At 28.9% G+C, this 17,850-nt stretch carries 16 protein-coding genes and 1 other annotated feature; of the genes, 15 read left to right on the forward strand and 1 reads right to left on the reverse strand.

The annotated features are described in order from the left end of the window. Positions 1-9 precede the first annotated feature (9 nt). The 11 genes from nifS (at position 10) to QOZ84_RS06810 (ending at position 13,155) form a co-directional block, all read left to right on the forward strand. The gene (nifS, locus tag QOZ84_RS06760) at positions 10-1,194 is read left to right on the forward strand and encodes a cysteine desulfurase NifS (protein WP_284132194.1); all 1,185 of its coding nucleotides are present in this window, start codon (positions 10-12) and stop codon (positions 1,192-1,194) included. 37 nt (positions 1,195-1,231) lie between these two features. Next, positions 1,232-1,684 (forward strand): Fe-S cluster assembly scaffold protein NifU, encoded by a 453-nt coding sequence (gene nifU, locus QOZ84_RS06765; RefSeq protein ID WP_284132195.1) that lies wholly within the window; start codon positions 1,232-1,234, stop codon positions 1,682-1,684. Between the two features lie 166 nt (positions 1,685-1,850). After that, positions 1,851-2,927, forward strand: coding sequence for a tRNA 2-thiouridine(34) synthase MnmA (gene mnmA / locus QOZ84_RS06770; protein WP_284132196.1), 1,077 nt, complete (start codon positions 1,851-1,853; stop codon positions 2,925-2,927). A gap of 64 nt (positions 2,928-2,991) precedes the next feature. Continuing rightward, positions 2,992-3,212 (forward strand) — a binding site (T-box leader). A gap of 112 nt (positions 3,213-3,324) precedes the next feature. Further along, complete coding sequence (alaS, locus tag QOZ84_RS06775) at positions 3,325-5,970, forward strand: alanine--tRNA ligase (RefSeq protein ID WP_284132197.1); 2,646 nt, start codon at positions 3,325-3,327, stop codon at positions 5,968-5,970. A gap of 22 nt (positions 5,971-5,992) precedes the next feature. Further along, complete coding sequence (locus QOZ84_RS06780; protein ID WP_284132198.1) at positions 5,993-6,250, forward strand: IreB family regulatory phosphoprotein; 258 nt, start codon at positions 5,993-5,995, stop codon at positions 6,248-6,250. 9 nt (positions 6,251-6,259) lie between these two features. Beyond that, a complete protein-coding gene (locus QOZ84_RS06785) occupies positions 6,260-8,428 on the forward strand; it encodes a hypothetical protein (RefSeq protein ID WP_284132199.1) in 2,169 nt (722 codons plus the stop codon). Between the two features lie 107 nt (positions 8,429-8,535). Next, positions 8,536-10,707 carry a hypothetical protein gene (locus tag QOZ84_RS06790; protein WP_284132200.1) on the forward strand — a complete coding sequence of 724 codons (2,172 nt, stop codon included), beginning with the start codon at positions 8,536-8,538 and terminating at the stop codon, positions 10,705-10,707. Between the two features lie 83 nt (positions 10,708-10,790). Beyond that, positions 10,791-11,216, forward strand: coding sequence for a Holliday junction resolvase RuvX (gene ruvX / locus QOZ84_RS06795; protein WP_026900520.1), 426 nt, complete (start codon positions 10,791-10,793; stop codon positions 11,214-11,216). A 69-nt stretch (positions 11,217-11,285) separates the two neighbouring features. Next, positions 11,286-11,561 carry a DUF1292 domain-containing protein gene (locus tag QOZ84_RS06800; RefSeq protein ID WP_284132201.1) on the forward strand — a complete coding sequence of 92 codons (276 nt, stop codon included), beginning with the start codon at positions 11,286-11,288 and terminating at the stop codon, positions 11,559-11,561. A gap of 170 nt (positions 11,562-11,731) precedes the next feature. Next, positions 11,732-12,631, forward strand: a complete 900-nt coding sequence (locus QOZ84_RS06805) for an LCP family protein (RefSeq protein ID WP_284132202.1) — start codon at positions 11,732-11,734, stop codon at positions 12,629-12,631. Between the two features lie 98 nt (positions 12,632-12,729). After that, the gene (locus QOZ84_RS06810; protein ID WP_284132203.1) at positions 12,730-13,155 is read left to right on the forward strand and encodes a Fur family transcriptional regulator; all 426 of its coding nucleotides are present in this window, start codon (positions 12,730-12,732) and stop codon (positions 13,153-13,155) included. A 28-nt stretch (positions 13,156-13,183) separates the two neighbouring features. On the opposite strand, the gene QOZ84_RS16625 is transcribed toward QOZ84_RS06810, so the two are convergent. Next, positions 13,184-13,921: a metal-dependent hydrolase gene (locus QOZ84_RS16625; protein ID WP_284132204.1), complete on the reverse strand. Its 738-nt coding sequence runs from the start codon at positions 13,919-13,921 to the stop codon at positions 13,184-13,186. 210 nt (positions 13,922-14,131) lie between these two features. Between QOZ84_RS16625 and QOZ84_RS06820 the strand changes: the two genes are divergently transcribed. The 4 genes from QOZ84_RS06820 to QOZ84_RS06835 all read left to right on the forward strand — a co-directional run bounded on the left by QOZ84_RS06820 (position 14,132) and on the right by QOZ84_RS06835 (position 17,772). Further along, positions 14,132-15,808 (forward strand): ribonuclease J, encoded by a 1,677-nt coding sequence (locus QOZ84_RS06820; RefSeq protein ID WP_416390342.1) that lies wholly within the window; start codon positions 14,132-14,134, stop codon positions 15,806-15,808. A 64-nt stretch (positions 15,809-15,872) separates the two neighbouring features. After that, positions 15,873-16,208, forward strand: coding sequence for a YlbF family regulator (locus QOZ84_RS06825; protein ID WP_284132206.1), 336 nt, complete (start codon positions 15,873-15,875; stop codon positions 16,206-16,208). 151 nt (positions 16,209-16,359) lie between these two features. Further along, positions 16,360-16,560: a CD1290 family small acid-soluble spore protein gene (locus QOZ84_RS06830; protein ID WP_284132207.1), complete on the forward strand. Its 201-nt coding sequence runs from the start codon at positions 16,360-16,362 to the stop codon at positions 16,558-16,560. A gap of 54 nt (positions 16,561-16,614) precedes the next feature. Continuing rightward, positions 16,615-17,772 carry a D-alanyl-D-alanine carboxypeptidase family protein gene (locus QOZ84_RS06835; RefSeq protein ID WP_284132208.1) on the forward strand — a complete coding sequence of 386 codons (1,158 nt, stop codon included), beginning with the start codon at positions 16,615-16,617 and terminating at the stop codon, positions 17,770-17,772. The last annotated feature ends 78 nt before the right edge of the window (positions 17,773-17,850 follow it).

The raw sequence follows: 17,850 nt of genomic DNA on the forward strand, positions 1-17,850 counted from the left end.
CGAATAAAAATGGAAAAAAGAAGATTATATATGGATTATTCTGCGACAACTCCTGTAAAAAAAGAAGTGCTAGATGAAATGATGCCATACTTAACAGATTATTTTGGGAATGCATCAAGCTTTCACCTATTTGGTAGAGAAGCAAAAAGTGCTTTAGATAAAGCTAGAGAACAAGTTGCAAACCTTGTAAATTCAAAAACAAATGAAATATACTTTACAGCTGGTGGTACAGAAAGTGATAACTGGGCGCTAGAAGGTGTAGCTTATGCACATAGAGAAAAAGGTAACCACATAATAACATCAAAGATAGAACATCATGGTATACTTCACACATGTGAATATTTAGAAAAACATCATGGGTTTGAGGTAACTTACTTAGATGTTGATAGTGAAGGTAAAGTAAGAATAGAAGATTTAGAAGCTGCAATAAAAGATACTACAATATTAATAAGTATAATGTTTGCTAATAATGAAATAGGAACAATACAACCTATAAAAGAAATTGGTGAAATAGCTAAAAAACATAAAATATTATTCCATACTGATGCAGTTCAAGCAGCAGGGAATATACCAATAGATGTTAAAGAATTAAATATAGATTTAATGAGTATGTCTTCACATAAAATATATGGACCTAAAGGAATAGGTGCATTATACATAAAAACAGGAACTAAACTTCATACGTTTGTTCATGGTGGAGCACAAGAGAAAAGAAGAAGAGCAGGAACTGAAAATATACCATCAATAGTGGGATATGGAAAAGCAGCAGAGATTGCTAAAGCTAACATGCAAAATCATATAGAGACACTTACTAATTTAAGAGCTAAATTAATAGATGGAATATTAGCGAAAATACCATACACAAGAGTAAATGGTAGTATGGAAGATAGATTACCAGGAAATGTAAACTTCTCATTTGAGTTTATAGAAGGAGAAGGAATTCTTCTAATGCTAGACATGTTAGGTATAGCTGCATCAAGTGGATCAGCTTGTACTTCAGGATCACTTGATCCATCTCATGTCTTAATGGCTATAGGTCTACCTCATGAGATAGCTCATGGATCACTTAGACTATCAATAGGAGATTTTACAACAGTAGACGATATAGATTATATAATAGGACAATTACCAGCAATAATAGAGAGATTGAGAAGTATGTCTCCTCTTTATGACGCGGCTATGAAAAATAAATAATAATAAAAACTAACAGATATTTAGGAGGAAAAAAGATATGAACCCATATAGTGATAAAGTTATGGAACATTTTATGAACCCAAAAAACGTTGGGGAGATAAATAATGCAAGTGGAATAGGTGAAGTAGGAAATGCTAAGTGTGGAGATATAATGAGAATATATCTTGATATTGAAAATGAGATAATAAAAGATGTAAAGTTTAAGACATTTGGATGTGGATCTGCAATAGCAAGTTCATCAATGGCTACTGAAATGGTTAAAGGAAAAACAATACACGAAGCACTAGCTGTAACCAATAAAGCAGTTGCAGAAGCATTAGATGGTTTACCACCAGTAAAAATGCACTGCTCAGTGCTTGCTGAGCAAGCTATAAAAGCGGCGTTAATAGATTATGCTGAGAAGAATAATGTTCATATACCAGAATTAGATGGTGTTGTTATAGACAATGATCATGATCATCATGATGATATAGAAGTAGAAGAAGCTTAATACAAAGTTATTCATTAAATTGTAATATCCCTTTTAGGTAGTATACTTAAAAGGGATATTGTAATTTAAGTATCTATTTTCAAAAATAAAAGTTTATTCTTTAAAAAATAGTATATTATATATATAATAGTAAGATAAATGTAATTTATAAGAAGAAGGTGACAACATGAAAAAAAAGGTAATGATCGGTATGAGTGGTGGAGTAGATAGTTCTGTTGCAGCGTATCTTTTAAAGCAACAAGGATATGATGTAATCGGAGTAACTATGAAACTTTGGCAAGATGATGACGATGAGCTAATAGAAAATGAAGGTGGATGTTGTTCATTAGCTGCAGTTGAAGATGCAAGAAAGGTAGCAGATAGTATAGGTATACCTTTTTATGTATTAAATTTTAGTGATGTATTTAAAGAAAAGGTAATAGAGCCTTTTATAGATGAATACTTAAATGGAAGAACGCCTAATCCTTGTATAGCTTGTAATAAACATATAAAATTTGATGATTTCTTTAAAAAAGCTCGTCAAATAGGTTGTGACTACGTAGCTACAGGACATTATGCTAAAATAGAAAAAGATGAAGAAAATAATAGATTTTTACTTAAAAAATCAGTTACAGATAAAAAAGACCAAACTTATGCACTTTATAACTTAACTCAAGAGCAACTAGAACATACTCTACTTCCTATAGGAGAGTATGAAAAAGACAAAGTAAGAGAAATAGCAAAAGAAATGGGAATGGACGTTCATAATAAACCAGATAGCCAAGAAATCTGTTTTGTAAAAGACAATGATTATGCTGGATATGTAAAAAAACATTCCAAAAAAAGAATTGAAGAAGGTTACTTTGTCGATACTAAAGGTAATGTTTTAGGAAAGCACAATGGGATAATAAATTATACTATAGGTCAAAGAAAAGGTCTTGGAATAGCATTTGGAAAGCCTATGTTTGTTGTTGATATAAATGCTAAGAGAAACACTGTAGTATTAGGAGACAATGAAGATATATTTAATAAAGAACTTATAGCTAAAGATGTGAACTTTATACCATTTGATGATATAGATGAGCCTAAGAGAGTACAAGCTAAAATAAGATACTCAGCAAAACCATCTCCAGCTACTATATATAAAATTCGACAAAATACTATAAAAATAGTTTTTGATGAACCACAAAGGGCTATAACTAAAGGTCAATCTGTTGTAATGTATGACGGAGATGTAGTAATTGGTGGCGGAATAATAGATTAGGTATTGATTAATTATATAAAATTTAGTAATATAAAATATATAATGTAATATAAAATTTAATTAATTTAATACAGTGATAAGAAGTAGTAAGTTATTTGATATCTTATAGAGAGAGGGACATGGTGGAAGCCCTTAGAATAGAATAATTGAAGCAGTCTTTGAGTATCAATCTTGAAATTTTAGTAGAGGTTGACGGTAGTAACGTTATAGCTAAGGTTTTCCGAAGATGTCATAATTTATTATGATAATTAGGGTGGTACCGCGAAAGTAATCCTCGCCCCTATAAGTTTTTATAGGCGCGAGGTTTTTTATATAAGATAGAAATTTATATTTAATTTGTGAAAAAATTTTATTGTTTAAAATAAATGAAATTACATAATGTAGGAGGAATTTTAAAATGCAACAAATGGGATTAAACGAAATAAGAAGTAGATTTTTAGATTTTTTTAAATCTAAGGATCATTATGTAAGGGAGAGTTATTCTTTAGTACCACAAAATGATAAAAGTTTATTACTTATAAGTGCTGGAATGGCGCCTCTTAAAAATTATTTTTCTGGAGTAGAAGTACCTCCAAGTAAAAGAATGAGCACTTGTCAAAAGTGTATAAGAACTGGTGATATAGAAAACGTAGGAAAAACAGCTAGACATGCTACTTTCTTTGAAATGTTAGGAAACTTCTCATTTGGAGATTACTTTAAAAGAGAGTCTATCAAATGGGGATGGGAGTTCGTTACAGAACATTTAAATATACCTGAAGATAAAATATGGGTAACTGTATATGAAGAAGATGACGATTCTTATGATCTATGGTCAAAAGAAATGGGATTCCCTGAAGAGAGACTAGTTAGACTTGGAAAAGACGACAACTTCTGGGAAATAGGTATAGGACCTTGTGGACCTTGCTCAGAGATACACTTTGATAGAGGACCAGAATATGGATGTGATAATCCAGATTGTAAACCAGGATGTGACTGTGACAGATACTTAGAATTCTGGAATCATGTATTTACTCAATTTAATAGAGATGAAGAAGGAAACTATACTCCTCTTGAAAATAAAAACATAGATACAGGAATGGGATTAGAAAGAATCGCTTGTATAATGCAAGGAGTTAATACTATATTTGATGTAGATACTATAAAGCATATATTAAACTCTGTTGAAAAAATGGCAGGAGTAGAATATGGAATTAATGATAAAACAGACACTTCAGTAAGAATAATAACAGATCATATAAGAGCTGTAAGTTTCTTAGTAGCAGATGGTGTACTTCCATCAAATGAAGGAAGAGGATATGTACTTAGAAGATTACTTAGACGTGCTGCACGTCATGGTAAATTATTAGGAGTTAAAGAAAACTTCTTATTTAAATTAGTTGATGAAGTTATAAAAGTAAGTGGGGAAGCTTACCCAGAACTAGTCGAAAAAGAAAGTTACATTAAAAAAGTTATAAGAATAGAAGAAGAAAAATTTAATGAAACTATAGACCAAGGAAGTGAAATATTAGCTTCTTATATAGCTGATTTAAAGAAAAATAAAGAAAATACTTTAAGTGGAGTAAATGCATTTAGATTATATGATACGTTTGGATTCCCAATAGATTTAACTAAAGAGATATTAGAAGAAGAAAATCTTTTAATAGATGAAGGTGCTTTTAATGACGAAATGAATAAGCAAAGAGAAAGAGCAAGAAGCGCTAGAGGAAATATGGATGGAGAAAGCTGGAAAGAAGATCCTTTATCAAAACTAGATTCTTCAGTTAGTACTGAATTTATTGGATATGATAATTTAAAAAATGATGGAGCTGTTAAGGCAATAGTAAAAGATAATGAAATAGTAGAATCTGCCACTATTGGCGATAAAGTTGTTATAGTTTTAGATAAAACAACTTTCTATCCAGAAGGCGGAGGTCAATCTGGAGATACTGGATTATTAGTTAATAAAAATGAAGACATAATAATAGAAGTGATAGATACTAAAAAAGGTGCAAATAATACTATAAAACATATTTGTATTGTAAAAAGTGGAATGATAAATACTCACGAAAAATTAAATACAATAGTAAACAAAGAAGTAAGGATGGCATCTGCAAGAAATCATAGTGCTACACATATACTTCACAAAGTATTAAAAGATGTACTTGGAGATCATGTTAACCAAGCTGGGTCACTTGTTACTCCTGATAGACTAAGATTTGATGTTACTCATTTCGAAGCTATAACAAAAGAAGAGATAAAGCTTATAGAAGATAAGGTAAATGACGCAATATTAGAGGCATATACAATAAATTGCGAAAATATGAACATAAATGAAGCTAAAGAAAAAGGAGCTATGGCTCTGTTTGGAGAAAAGTATGGTAATGACGTAAGAGTTGTTTCTATGGGTGACTATTCAATAGAGCTTTGTGGAGGAACACATTTAACTAACACTTCTCAAATAGGTATGTTTAAAATATTATCTGAAGGTGGAGTAGCAGCAGGTGTAAGAAGAATAGAAGCTATAACAGGTAGAGCTGTATACAACTATTTAAAAGAAAAAGAAGAACTTATATCTAATGTTTGCTCAAATTTAAAAGTTAAAGAAGATACACTAGCTTTAAGAGTTACATCTTTATTAGAGGAAAACAAAAACTTAGGAAAAGAATTACATGATGTTAAAACTAAAATGAGTTTACAATCAATGGATTCAGTATTAGATTCTAAGATAGATGCAAATGGAGTTGATTTAGTTTGTTCTAAGTTTGAAGGAATGGACATGAACACATTAAAAGAAGTTGCAGATAGCTTAAGAGATAAATTAGTTTCTGGAGTAGTAATACTTGCTAATGTAGCTGATGGTAAAATAAACTTTGTAGTTACGGCAACTAAAGATGTAGTAGAAAAAGGAATACACTGTGGAAACATAGTTAAAGAAATTTCATCTATAGCTGGTGGAAAAGGTGGAGGAAGACCTAATATGGCTCAAGCTGGAGCACCAGATGTACTTAAGGTTGATGACGCATTGAATGCAGCTAGTGAAGTTGTAAAATCACAAGTAAAATAATTTATTCAAGGAGGTTTTTAATATGGATCAAGAATTAGATTATACTATGAAATTTGAAGGTGTAGTAACTGAAAAAATGAGTGTTGAACAAAGTATAGATTTTGTATATGAAGCATTGCTTGAAAAAGGATACAATCCAATCAATCAAATTATAGGATATATCCTTTCTGGAGACTCTAGTTATATAACTAGTTATAAAGATGCAAGAACTGTAATAAAGAAATTTGAAAGAGACGAAATACTTGAAGAAGTAATAACACATTATTTAAATAGAAAGTAGGACAATCTTATGAAAAAAAAGATTGTATCATTATTAGCAGTAGCTTTAATACTCCTAGTTTCTATTCCTAAATATAGCTTTGCCAATGAAAAAGGCAAAGTTATATTTATTAACATGAATAGAACTAACTTAGTAAGCATGCTACATATACCGACATTAGAAAATGAAGTGCAAAATAGAGGTTATGTAGGGCTTATGAACATAAGAGGAGATAAAGGTACAGATGATAGACGATCATATGCAAGTATGGGAGCTGGTGGAAGAGCCAATGTATCCACTGAGCAAAACATAAATTTTGAAAAAATAAATAAAGAAACTGAAAAATTATTCAAAGTAACAACAGGTAAAAGTGCAAAAACAATAAATGATTTAAGCATCAATAAATCAATAAATGAAAATGTAGATAATGGTCAGTATGGTTCTACACTAGGAGCACTTGGACAAACTTTATCACAAAATAAACTTAAAACATCAGTTTTAGGAAATAGTGATATTATAGAAAATGGAGAACTTACAAAAAATAGAAATATAGGATTAGTTGCAATGGACCAATATGGAAGAATAGATGCTGGTAATATTGATGATATCAATATTAAAGATGCTAATATGCCATTTGGAATAAGCACTGACTATAATAAGTTGATAAAAGAAACTAAAAAATACTATAAAGAAACTGATGTTGTATTTGTAGATTTAGGTGACACATATAGATTAGACAATTATAGATTAAATTTAAATGACGAAACATATGCTTCTATGAAAAAACGTATATCTAATCACATAGATAAATACCTAAAAGAGGTATTAGCTATGGTGGGTGAAAATGATACTGTTTATATAAGTAGTGCTTTTCCAAGTGATTTAGATTATAAGAATAAGAGAAGATTATCTCCAATAATCAAATTTAAAGGTGAAGGCAAAGGTATATTAAGCTCAGCAACAACAAGAAGAGAAGGTATAGTTACTAATTTAGATGTTGGAGTAGATATATTAAATGAATTCGGCCTTAAAAATGACAATATGGTAGGTAAAAAATACAGTCTAATAAATAAAGAAGATAATGTGGACTTTATATTAGATGAATATGAAAAAATAGTATCAATATCTAGTATAAGATCAAATGTTGTAAATGTATTTGTAGGAGTTGTATCGGCTTCATGGGTGATAGCTATGGTTTTACTTTTATTTAAGGATCGTATACCACATAAAGAAAAAGTATTTAAAGTATTAAAAGAGTTTGTAAAGTTAGGATTTATATTACCTATAGCTTTCTTTATAGCACCGATATTTAACTTTAAAACTCCAGAAACTATATCTGGAGGTATAATAATGACTACATTATTACTATACGCTTTAGGTAGAAAATTATTTAAAGATGATATAAAAAATATGGGATTCTTTGCTGTAATAACCGTAGTAGCAATAGTTATAGATACAATATTTGGAACATATTTAATGAAAAATAGTATCATGAGTTATGATTCTATAATTGGTGCAAGATATTATGGAATGGGAAATGAATATCAAGGTATCGTTATAGGAAGTTCTATTTTTGGACTTGTAATATTACTAGAGTACAAGAAGATTTCAAAGTGGCTTGCTGCAGTTGCATGTTTTGTCATATTAATGACTACAGCATCACCAATTATGGGTGCTAATGTGGGAGCTGCAATATCAGAATGCGTAGCATTCTTACTATTAATTTTACTGGTATTTGATGTTAAACTTGATTTTAAAAAGGTTATATTATTAGGGTTAGCAGCGGTAGGTGTAGTATTTGCATTCGCTGCAATAGATATAATATCAGGGAGTGAATCTCACTTATCTGGATTTGTAAGACAAATACTTTTAGATGGACCAAGTGCAATAAGTCAAACATTTGCAAGAAAAATACAGATGAACATAAAATTAGCACAAAGTAGTGTATGGGTAAATATTTTACTTGCTGGAATTGCCATAGTAGCAATATTTATATTTAAACCATCAAAACATTTTATAAATATCGCTAAGCAATCTCCATATATATTCAAAGGATTTGTGGCGTGTATTGTAGGTTGTACTGTAACACTTTTAGTAAATGACTCAGGAATAGTGGCGGCGGCTACTACTTCAATCTATATTCTTATACCGTTATTGATAGTGAGTATAAATATGATAATATTTGATAATAAAAATTAAAACAAAAATAATAAATAAGATTAGTCACTAAAAATCCTAACCAATCTTATATAAATGTAGTAAAAGAAGTAATAACAAATTATTTAAATAGAAAGTAGGTCAATCTTATGAAAAAGAAGATTGTATCGTTATTAGCAGCAGCCTTGATACTTCTAGTTTCTATTCCTAAATATAGCTTTGCCGATGAAAAAGGCAAAGTTATATTTATTAATATGAATAGAACTAACTTAGTAAGTATGCTACATATACCTACATTAGAACATGAAGTACAAAATAGAGGTTATGTAGGGCTTATGAACATAAGAGGAGATAAAGGTACAGATGATAGACGATCATATGCTAGTATGGGAGCCGGTGGGAGAGCCAATGTATCCACTGAGCAAAACATCAATTTTGAAAAAATAAATAAAGAAACTGAAAAATTATTTAAAGCAACAACAGGTAAAAGTGCAAAAATAATAAGTGATTTAAGCATCAATAAATCAATAAATGAAAATGTAGATAATGGTCAATATGGTTCTACACTAGGAGCACTTGGACAAACTTTATCACAAAATAAACTTAAAACATCAGTTTTAGGAAATAGTGATATTATAGAAAATGGAGAACTTACAAAAAATAGAAATATAGGATTAGTTGCAATGGACCAATATGGAAGAATAGATGCTGGTAATATTGATGATATCAATATTAAAGATGCTAATATGCCATTTGGAATAAGCACTGACTATAATAAGTTGATAAAAGAAACTAAAAAATACTATAAAGAAACTGATGTTGTATTTGTAGATTTAGGTGACACATATAGATTAGACAATTATAGATTAAATTTAAATGACGAAACATATGCTTCTATGAAAAAACGTATATCTAATCACATAGATAAATACCTAAAAGAGGTATTAGCTATGGTGGGTGAAAATGATACTGTTTATATAAGTAGTGCTTTTCCAAGTGATTTAGATTATAAGAATAAGAGAAGATTATCTCCAATAATCAAATTTAAAGGTGAAGGCAAAGGTATATTAAGCTCAGCAACAACAAGGAGAGAAGGTATAGTTGCCAATTTAGATGTCGGAGTAGACATATTAAATGAGTTTGGCCTTGAAAATAAAGCTATGCTTGGTAGAAGTTATAATTTAGTGGAGAAAGATGATAATGTATCGTATGTATTAGACGAATATGAAAAAATAGTATCGGTATCAGATATAAGATCAACTGTTGTAAATGGCTTTGTAGGTGTGATTTCAATATCATGGATAATTGGTATGATTGCTATATTGCTTAGAAATCACTTCGCACATAAAGAAAAGGTGTTTATAGTTTTAAAGGAATTTATAAAACTAGGAATAATAATGCCACTATCATTCTTAATAGCGCCGATATTTAATTTTAAACAGCCAATAGCGATAGCGGGTGGAATATTACTTACAACATTAGTACTTTACTTGATTGGTAGAAAGTTGTTTAAAGATGATATAAAACAAATGGGATTCTTTGCATTTATAACAATACTTGTTATAACTATAGATTCTATATTTGGTACTTATTTAATGCAAAATAATATAATGAGTTATGATGCTATAATTGGTGCAAGGTATTATGGTATAGGAAATGAGTATGAAGGCGTTACAATAGCTTGTGCTATATTTGCACTTGCAACGCTTGTAACTTATAATAAAATACCAAAATGGATTGTACCAATATTATCTATAATAATATTGATAACTAGTGCTTACCCATCAATGGGTGCAAATGTTGGTGGTGCTATATCTGAATGTGTAGCATATTTACTATTTATACTATTAATATTTGATGTAAAACTTGACTTTAAAAAAGTTTTAATGTTAGGGGTTGTAGCAGTAGGAGTAGTTGCAGCATTTGCAGTTTTAGATATAGTGTCAGGAAGTGAATCTCATTTAAGTGTATTTGTTAATCAAATATTACTAAATGGACCTAGCGCGATATTTGAAACATTTGGTAGAAAAATACAAATGAATATAAAGTTAGCACAAACGAGTGTATGGGTAAATATACTACTTGCTGGAATTGGTATAATAGCAATATTTATATTTAGACCATCAAAACATTTTAGAGATATAGCTAGAAAATATCCAGTTTTATTTAAAGGGTTTGTATCATCTATGGTTGGATGTATAATTACACTTTTAGTGAATGATTCTGGAATAGTTGCAGCAGCAACAGCATCTATTTATATACTTATACCTATAATAATAATAAGTATAAACATGATAATATTTGAAAAGCAAGAATACTAAAATATAAAATACAAATAATAAATAAAATTGGTTAGGTAAAATCCACACCAATATCATACGAAGATATGATTAAGGAGAACAATATGTTAGACGGAAGAATAATGGGACTTGATGTAGGGGATAAAACTATTGGAGTTGCAGTTAGTGACTTAATGGGACTTACAGCACAAGGTGTTAAGACAGTAAGAAGAGTTGGAAAGAAAAAAGACATAGAAGCACTAAAAGAAATAATAGCAGAGAGACAAGTAAATAAAATAGTTTCAGGATTACCTAAAAATATGAATGGAACATTAGGACCACAAGGCGAAAAAGTAATTAAGTTTTGTGATTTACTTCAAGAACAAACGGGTATTAAAGTAGAATACTGGGATGAAAGATTATCAACAGTAGCAGCAGAGAGAACTTTGATCGAAGGAAATGTTAGACGTGAAAATAGAAAAAGTGTAATAGATATGGTAGCAGCCGTAATAATATTACAAGGATATTTAGATAGACAAAGAAATTTCTAAAATACCTATAAAATTATATATTTATGATATATAATGTAAATAACAAATAAAAAATTAGAGGTGACGTATATGCAAGAAAATATAATAAACTTAATAGACGAAAATGGTGTGGAAAGCGCATTTGAAATAATATTAACATTAGAGGCTGAAGGTAAAGAGTATGCTATATTAGTTCCTGTAGAGGAAGAAGAAGCAGATGAGGCTTTAATATTCAGAATAGACCAAGATGAAGAAGGCGAAATATTAGTTCCGCTAGAAGATGATGCAGAATATGAAATAGTTGTTGATGTATATAATACATTAATGGAAGAAGAAGGATTAAATTTCGACGAAGACGAGCAATAAGAAATAAAAGCTACCTAGAAATAGGTAGTTTTTTTATATTACAATATAAATCATGTTTATTTGTTAAAAAATGCTTTTATAGTAAATGATTCTAGTTGAAATATATAGTGTAATTTATTAAATATAAGGAAAAAATATATAATAAATAAAACCTAAAAGGGCGTGATAAAATGAAAAAATTAATACCGATTTTATTATCAATTTTAATAACACTAATATTAATTCCAAATATATACGCTTTAGAAGATGACACATCATATGAAGTTTTAAAGCAAAATCAAGTGGATAACATACTATTAATAGGCAGAGATAGCTTAAAATCAAAAGGACCCGCAAGATCAGATTCTATGATAATTTTAACTGTAGATAATTTAAATAAGTCGCTTAAGCTTACTTCATTGGCTAGAGATACATTAGTTGATATACCAAATATTGGTCAAGAAAAATTAAATCATGCATATGCTTATGGTCAAGAAAAGTTACTTTTAAAAACAATAAATCAAAATTTTAAATTAGATATAAAAGACTACGCAGTAGTTGACTTTACATCATTTGTAGAAATTATAGATATATTAGGTGGAGTAGATGTAGATGTAAATGAAAAAGAAGTAAAGCACTTAAATCAAACTATAAAAACTTGTTATAGTTTGAATGATGAAAATAAGGGTAAAATAAAATATGTAAATAACTCTGGAAATCAAAGTTTAAATGGATATCAAGCGCTAGCATATGCTAGAATAAGAAAAATAGATACTATATATAAACGAGATGAAAGACAAAGAAAAATTTTAACTAGCGTGGCAACTAAATTGTCAAATACATCTATAACTAAGTATCCAGCTATAGTTAAAAATGTACTTAAACATGTAGATGTTAATATTTCATTAGATAAAATAACTAGATTAGCTTTTTTATCTCATGAACTAGCTAGCTACGATATGAAACAATTACAATTTCCTCTAGAAAAATATAGAGAAGAAGGAAGAATAAATGGAGACGGGCTATATGTAGTTAGATGGAAAGAAGATGAAAATTTAAAAGTATTACATGAGTTTATATATGGAAGGTAACAAAGTTAAAAGATTTAACTAAAATATTGACAAAAGCTTTATTATAAATTAGAATGATTAATAAAGATTATCAATTGAAAAATAAGGGTGAGATTAGAATGAATACAATGGATATATTAAAAGAAACTGGGTTTAAGGTTACTCCTCAAAGAAGAGCGATAGTAGATATACTTCTTAAAAATAAAAGTGAACATCTAAGTAGTGAAGAAATATATGATTTAGTAAGGGTAGACTGTCCAGAAATTGGATTAGCAACAGTATATAGAACTATGCAGTTATTAGATGAAGTTGGAGTAATTTCAAAACTTAACCTAGACGATGGGTGTATAAGATATGAAATAAGCTTAAATAGCAAAGATTGTCATAATCACCATCATCTTATTTGCAAAAACTGTGGAAAAATAATGGAAGCTAAAGAAGATTTATTAGACAATATAGAAAAAGAAATACAAGAACTTTATAATTTTAAAATACTTGATCATGATGTTAAGTTTTATGGATTATGTGAAAACTGTTCAAAGTAGATGTATAAAAATATAAGTCCCTAGGGACTTATATTTTTATTATAGAGTAAATTATTAAACATACTAATAATAGTATAAATAATATTTCTAATATATTACTAAAAAAACTTCCCACTTTAAAAAATCCTAAAGAAAATTTCTTATCACTAATTGGATAAAAAAGAGGTATTCCTGATTTCGTAAATAAATCTCCTAAAAATATATGACTTGAGTAACTTAGAGTTCCCAAAAAAGCTAAATTTGATATATTAGTTATTAGTTCTATTTGTTTTAATAAAAAATATATTATGACTGTTGCAAAAAAGCTATGAGAAAAACTTCTATGCTTAAGCCAAGGAAATGTGGACAACATTATACAAAAAATTGAAAAATATATTTTTACATTTACTAAATAAAGGCATATTGCCAATAATATAAATATCAAAGATAAAAAAACTTTTCTCAAAAAAGTATGAGTTAATTTTGACTCGATAATTATAATTGTTATAAATGTAATTAATGAACTTAAGTAAAAATTATCATTTATTTTTATAGATACAAAAAAAATTACTATATTAATTAGATAAATGGTTGCTTTTAATATAAATTTAGATACATCTTTTTTCAATAACATATCAGAAATTGTGGAATTAGATTCATCTAAATCTGGAAGTATTGCAAAAAATGCAGACAACATAATATTGAAAATAGAAATAGGTATATTTAAGACCAAAGACGCTTGAATAACACTTAAAACACCTATGGTACAATGGGTTTTTCCACGCATGCATCCTCCTAATATTGTATTTTATACTCAGAGGATAACAGAAGAGGATAAATTTGTCAAAATAATACAGTAACTGTATTATAAATATGACTTAAATTATAGCTTAACTTATGGTACAATAATAATAACTGGTAAAGAGTGCGAGATTTGATATTATTTAAACTATAGAACGTGTTTGGATTTTAAAAAAACTGAATAGACGTAAAGGAGATGATACAATTGTTTAAGAAAAATGCCAATAAAATAAAGATAATGGCACTAGGTGGGCTTAACGAAATCGGGAAAAATATGACAGTTGTTGAGTACAAAGACGAAATAATCGTTATAGATGCTGGATTAAGTTTTCCAGATGAGGATATGTTAGGGGTAGATATTGTTATACCGGATATAACTTATTTAATAAAAAATAAGGACAAAATAAAAGGTATATTTATTACACACGGACATGAAGATCACATAGGAGCGCTTCCATATATACTTAAAAAGATAAATGTACCTGTATACGGAGCAAAACTTAGTATAGGGCTTATTCAAGTTAAGCTAAAAGAACATAAAATAAATAACGCAAAATTAAATGTTATAACACCAAGAGAAATAATAAAAGTTGGAAATATGGATGTAGAGTTTATAAAAAATAACCATAGTATACCAGATGCTTGTTCTATAGCAGTTCATACGGATCAAGGTATAATATATCATACAGGAGACTTTAAGATTGATTTGACACCTATTGACGGAGAAGTTATGGATATTCATAGAATTTGTGAATTAAGTAAAAAAGGTGTACTTTTAATGTTAGCAGACAGTACTAATGCTGAAAGACCAGGGTCTACTATGTCTGAAAAGACTGTAGGAGCGGGATTAGATGATTTATTTAGGAAAGCTACAAATAGCAGAATATTAGTTGCAACATTTGCATCTAACATTCATAGACTGCAACAAATAATAAACACAGCGGAAAAATTCAATAGAAAAGTAGCGGTATCTGGAAGATCTATGATAAATGTAGTTGGTGTAGCTACTGAATTGGGATACTTAAATATACCTGACAATATGCTAATAGATTTAAATGACTTATCTAGATATGAAGATAATGAAGTAGTTCTAATAACTACAGGATCTCAAGGAGAACCTATGTCAGCTTTAGCAAGAATGGCAAGTTCAGACCATAAAAAAGTAGAAATAAAAAGTGGAGATTTAATAATAATATCAGCTCATCCAATACCAGGAAATGAGAAATCAATATCAAAAGTAATAAACTGTTTATTTGAAAAAGGCGCAGAAGTAGTTTATGAAGACTCTGAGATACACGTATCAGGTCATGCAAAGCAAGAAGAATTAAAACTACTTCACAGATTAGTTAAACCAAAATTCTTTATGCCAGCTCATGGTGAGTATAGAATGTTAAAAAAACATGCTGAATTAGCCGAAGAACTAGGTATGCCAAGTCAAAATATATTCGTAAATAAAACTGGAGATATTTTAGAAATAGATAGACACTCAGCAAAAGTTGTTGGTACAATACCAACAGGAAATGTATTAGTTGATGGTCTAGGCGTTGGAGACGTAGGAAATATAGTATTAAGAGACAGAAAGCATTTATCAGAAGATGGACTTATGATAGTTGTTGTAACTATATCAAAAGAAGATGGAAAAGTTTTAGCAGGACCAGATATAATATCTAGAGGATTTGTATATGTTAGAGAATCTGAAGATTTAATGGATGGAGCTAAAAATGTAATTAAACAAGTATTAAAAGAATGCGAAGATAGAAATATAAAAGAGTGGGCTTATTTAAAAAATAATATAAAAGAAAACCTAAAAGAGTATTTATACCAAAAAACTAAAAGAAACCCTATGATACTTCCTATAATAATGGAGGTATAATTATAAAAGATTGAATATAATTTATTATATTCAATTTTTTTTATAAAAATGTAGGGGGGATTTTATGTCAGTTAACGATAGTGCTATAAAGTTAGCTAATGAAATAAAAAATAGTAAGGAATATAAAGACTTTAGAAAATATATGAAGGATGTAAAAAATGATAAAGAATGTGAAAAACTTTTAAAGGACTATAGAGAAATTCAAATTAAAATTCAAACTCATACTATTAAAAACGTAGCTATAGACAAAAAAACTATGAACAAAATAGAAAGTACTCAAAAGAGAGTATCAAACAATAAAAAATTATCTAATTATTTAACTAGTGAACAAAAATTTACTTTGATGATGAATAACATAAATAAAATACTCGCTCAAGCTGTAGAAAAGGACTATAAATAAGTAGAAAAGGGTAATATACGTAAGGGGATGTCTTTTAAGAGGCATCTTTTTTTGTGCAAATAAAGTATATAACAAAAAATAACAATTATAAATTCCTTATATTAGTAAAAAATAAAAATATATAAAATTATCAATAGGAGGTATTAATATTATGGATAAAAATATAAATCAAAATGCAAGAATTGCGCTAAAACAACTTAGAATGGAGGTCGCAGCAGACTATGGTATGCATTATGAAGATGCGTTTGATATAATAGAAAATGCACACAGCAATGGATCATTATCTAATTATTTTAAAAAACTTGAAAATAGAAAAAATGATTTTTCAAGTAAAACTAGTCAATCAGAATAAAAAATGTAAAACAGTGAGAAAATAAGTTTAAAATAATATTAAGAGGTGGCAGCTATGAAAAAATTGACTAGTATAATAGTAGCTATAATGCTTATCATAACGCCTATGAATATGGCCTATGCAAATGATAAGGAAAATAGTACATCTATGAATATTTCTTCAAAATCAGCTATATTAATGGATGTAGGGAGTGGGCAAATTTTATATGAAAAAAATGCTAATGATAAACTACCTCCAGCTAGTGTAACCAAAGTAATGACTATGCTATTGTGTGTAGAACAGCTTGATTCTGGTAAAATAAGATTAGATGACAAGGTTCAAATAAGTGACACTGCATCAAGTATGGGAGGAAGTCAAATCTTCTTAGAAGCAGGAGAAACACAAGATGTAAATACATTACTTAAAGGAATAGCAGTGGCTTCTGCAAATGATGCTTGTGTGGCTATGGCAGAGCATGTAGCTGGTAGTGTTGAAGGATTTGTAGATAATATGAATGCTAAAGCAAAAGAACTAGGAATGAAAGATACTCATTTTGTAAATACAAATGGTCTTCCTGTTGAAAATCACTATACTTCAGCTCATGATATTGCCTTAATGTCAAAGGAATTATTAAAACATGAATCTATAAGTAAATATCTTACAACATGGATGGATAAAGTAGTAGTAGGTAAAAAACAAGCAACAGTTGGACTTGCTAATACTAATAAAATGGTAAAACATTATCAAGGGACTACAGGAGTTAAAACAGGATTTACTCAACAAGCTAAATACTGTTTATCAGCTTCAGCTAAAAGAGGAGACACTCATTTAGTAGCTGTAACTCTTGGAGCTGAGACATCTCCAGAGAGATTTAAAGATGCTTCTAGTTTATTGAATTTTGGATTTGCAAACTATGAAAGTGTTAAGTTATGTGCAAAAGATGACAATATAGCAACACTTACATTAGATAAAGCTGAAAATAATAAAGTGAATTTAGTAGCAAAAGAGAATTTAACTGTTTTAATTAAAAAAGGTGAAAATAAGGATTTTACTAAAAAAATAGAAGTAAACAAAAACCCAATTATACCTATTAAAAAAGGAACATCTCTTGGTGTAGTTAAAATATATCAAGGAAAAAATATGGTTGGTCAAGTTGACTTAGTTAACACTAAAGATATAAACAAAGCAAGCTATCTACAAATGCTTCAGAGGGTAATAGACAGTATGCTTTAATATATTACAAAAAAAGAAGTTTTTTAACTTCTTTTTTTATCGCAATAAACACAAAATATAAATGTTTTGATTATAATT

The sequence above is a fragment of the Romboutsia sedimentorum genome (genome assembly GCF_030131845.1).
Taxonomy (GTDB): Bacteria; Bacillota; Clostridia; order Peptostreptococcales; family Peptostreptococcaceae; genus Romboutsia_D; species Romboutsia_D sedimentorum.

Coding starts and splice junctions, on each gene's coding strand:
- alaS (WP_284132197.1), top strand. CDS start 3,325: ATGCAACAAATGGGATTAAACGAAATAAGAAGTAGATTTTTAGATTTT.
- mnmA (WP_284132196.1), top strand. CDS start 1,851: ATGAAAAAAAAGGTAATGATCGGTATGAGTGGTGGAGTAGATAGTTCT.
- QOZ84_RS06800 (WP_284132201.1), top strand. CDS start 11,286: ATGCAAGAAAATATAATAAACTTAATAGACGAAAATGGTGTGGAAAGC.
- QOZ84_RS06825 (WP_284132206.1), top strand. CDS start 15,873: ATGTCAGTTAACGATAGTGCTATAAAGTTAGCTAATGAAATAAAAAAT.
- QOZ84_RS16625 (WP_284132204.1), bottom strand. CDS start 13,921: ATGCGTGGAAAAACCCATTGTACCATAGGTGTTTTAAGTGTTATTCAA.
- QOZ84_RS06835 (WP_284132208.1), top strand. CDS start 16,615: ATGAAAAAATTGACTAGTATAATAGTAGCTATAATGCTTATCATAACG.
- QOZ84_RS06785 (WP_284132199.1), top strand. CDS start 6,260: ATGAAAAAAAAGATTGTATCATTATTAGCAGTAGCTTTAATACTCCTA.
- QOZ84_RS06790 (WP_284132200.1), top strand. CDS start 8,536: ATGAAAAAGAAGATTGTATCGTTATTAGCAGCAGCCTTGATACTTCTA.
- QOZ84_RS06805 (WP_284132202.1), top strand. CDS start 11,732: ATGAAAAAATTAATACCGATTTTATTATCAATTTTAATAACACTAATA.
- QOZ84_RS06830 (WP_284132207.1), top strand. CDS start 16,360: ATGGATAAAAATATAAATCAAAATGCAAGAATTGCGCTAAAACAACTT.
- QOZ84_RS06820 (WP_416390342.1), top strand. CDS start 14,132: ATGATACAATTGTTTAAGAAAAATGCCAATAAAATAAAGATAATGGCA.
- nifS (WP_284132194.1), top strand. CDS start 10: ATGGAAAAAAGAAGATTATATATGGATTATTCTGCGACAACTCCTGTA.
- ruvX (WP_026900520.1), top strand. CDS start 10,791: ATGTTAGACGGAAGAATAATGGGACTTGATGTAGGGGATAAAACTATT.
- QOZ84_RS06780 (WP_284132198.1), top strand. CDS start 5,993: ATGGATCAAGAATTAGATTATACTATGAAATTTGAAGGTGTAGTAACT.
- QOZ84_RS06810 (WP_284132203.1), top strand. CDS start 12,730: ATGAATACAATGGATATATTAAAAGAAACTGGGTTTAAGGTTACTCCT.
- nifU (WP_284132195.1), top strand. CDS start 1,232: ATGAACCCATATAGTGATAAAGTTATGGAACATTTTATGAACCCAAAA.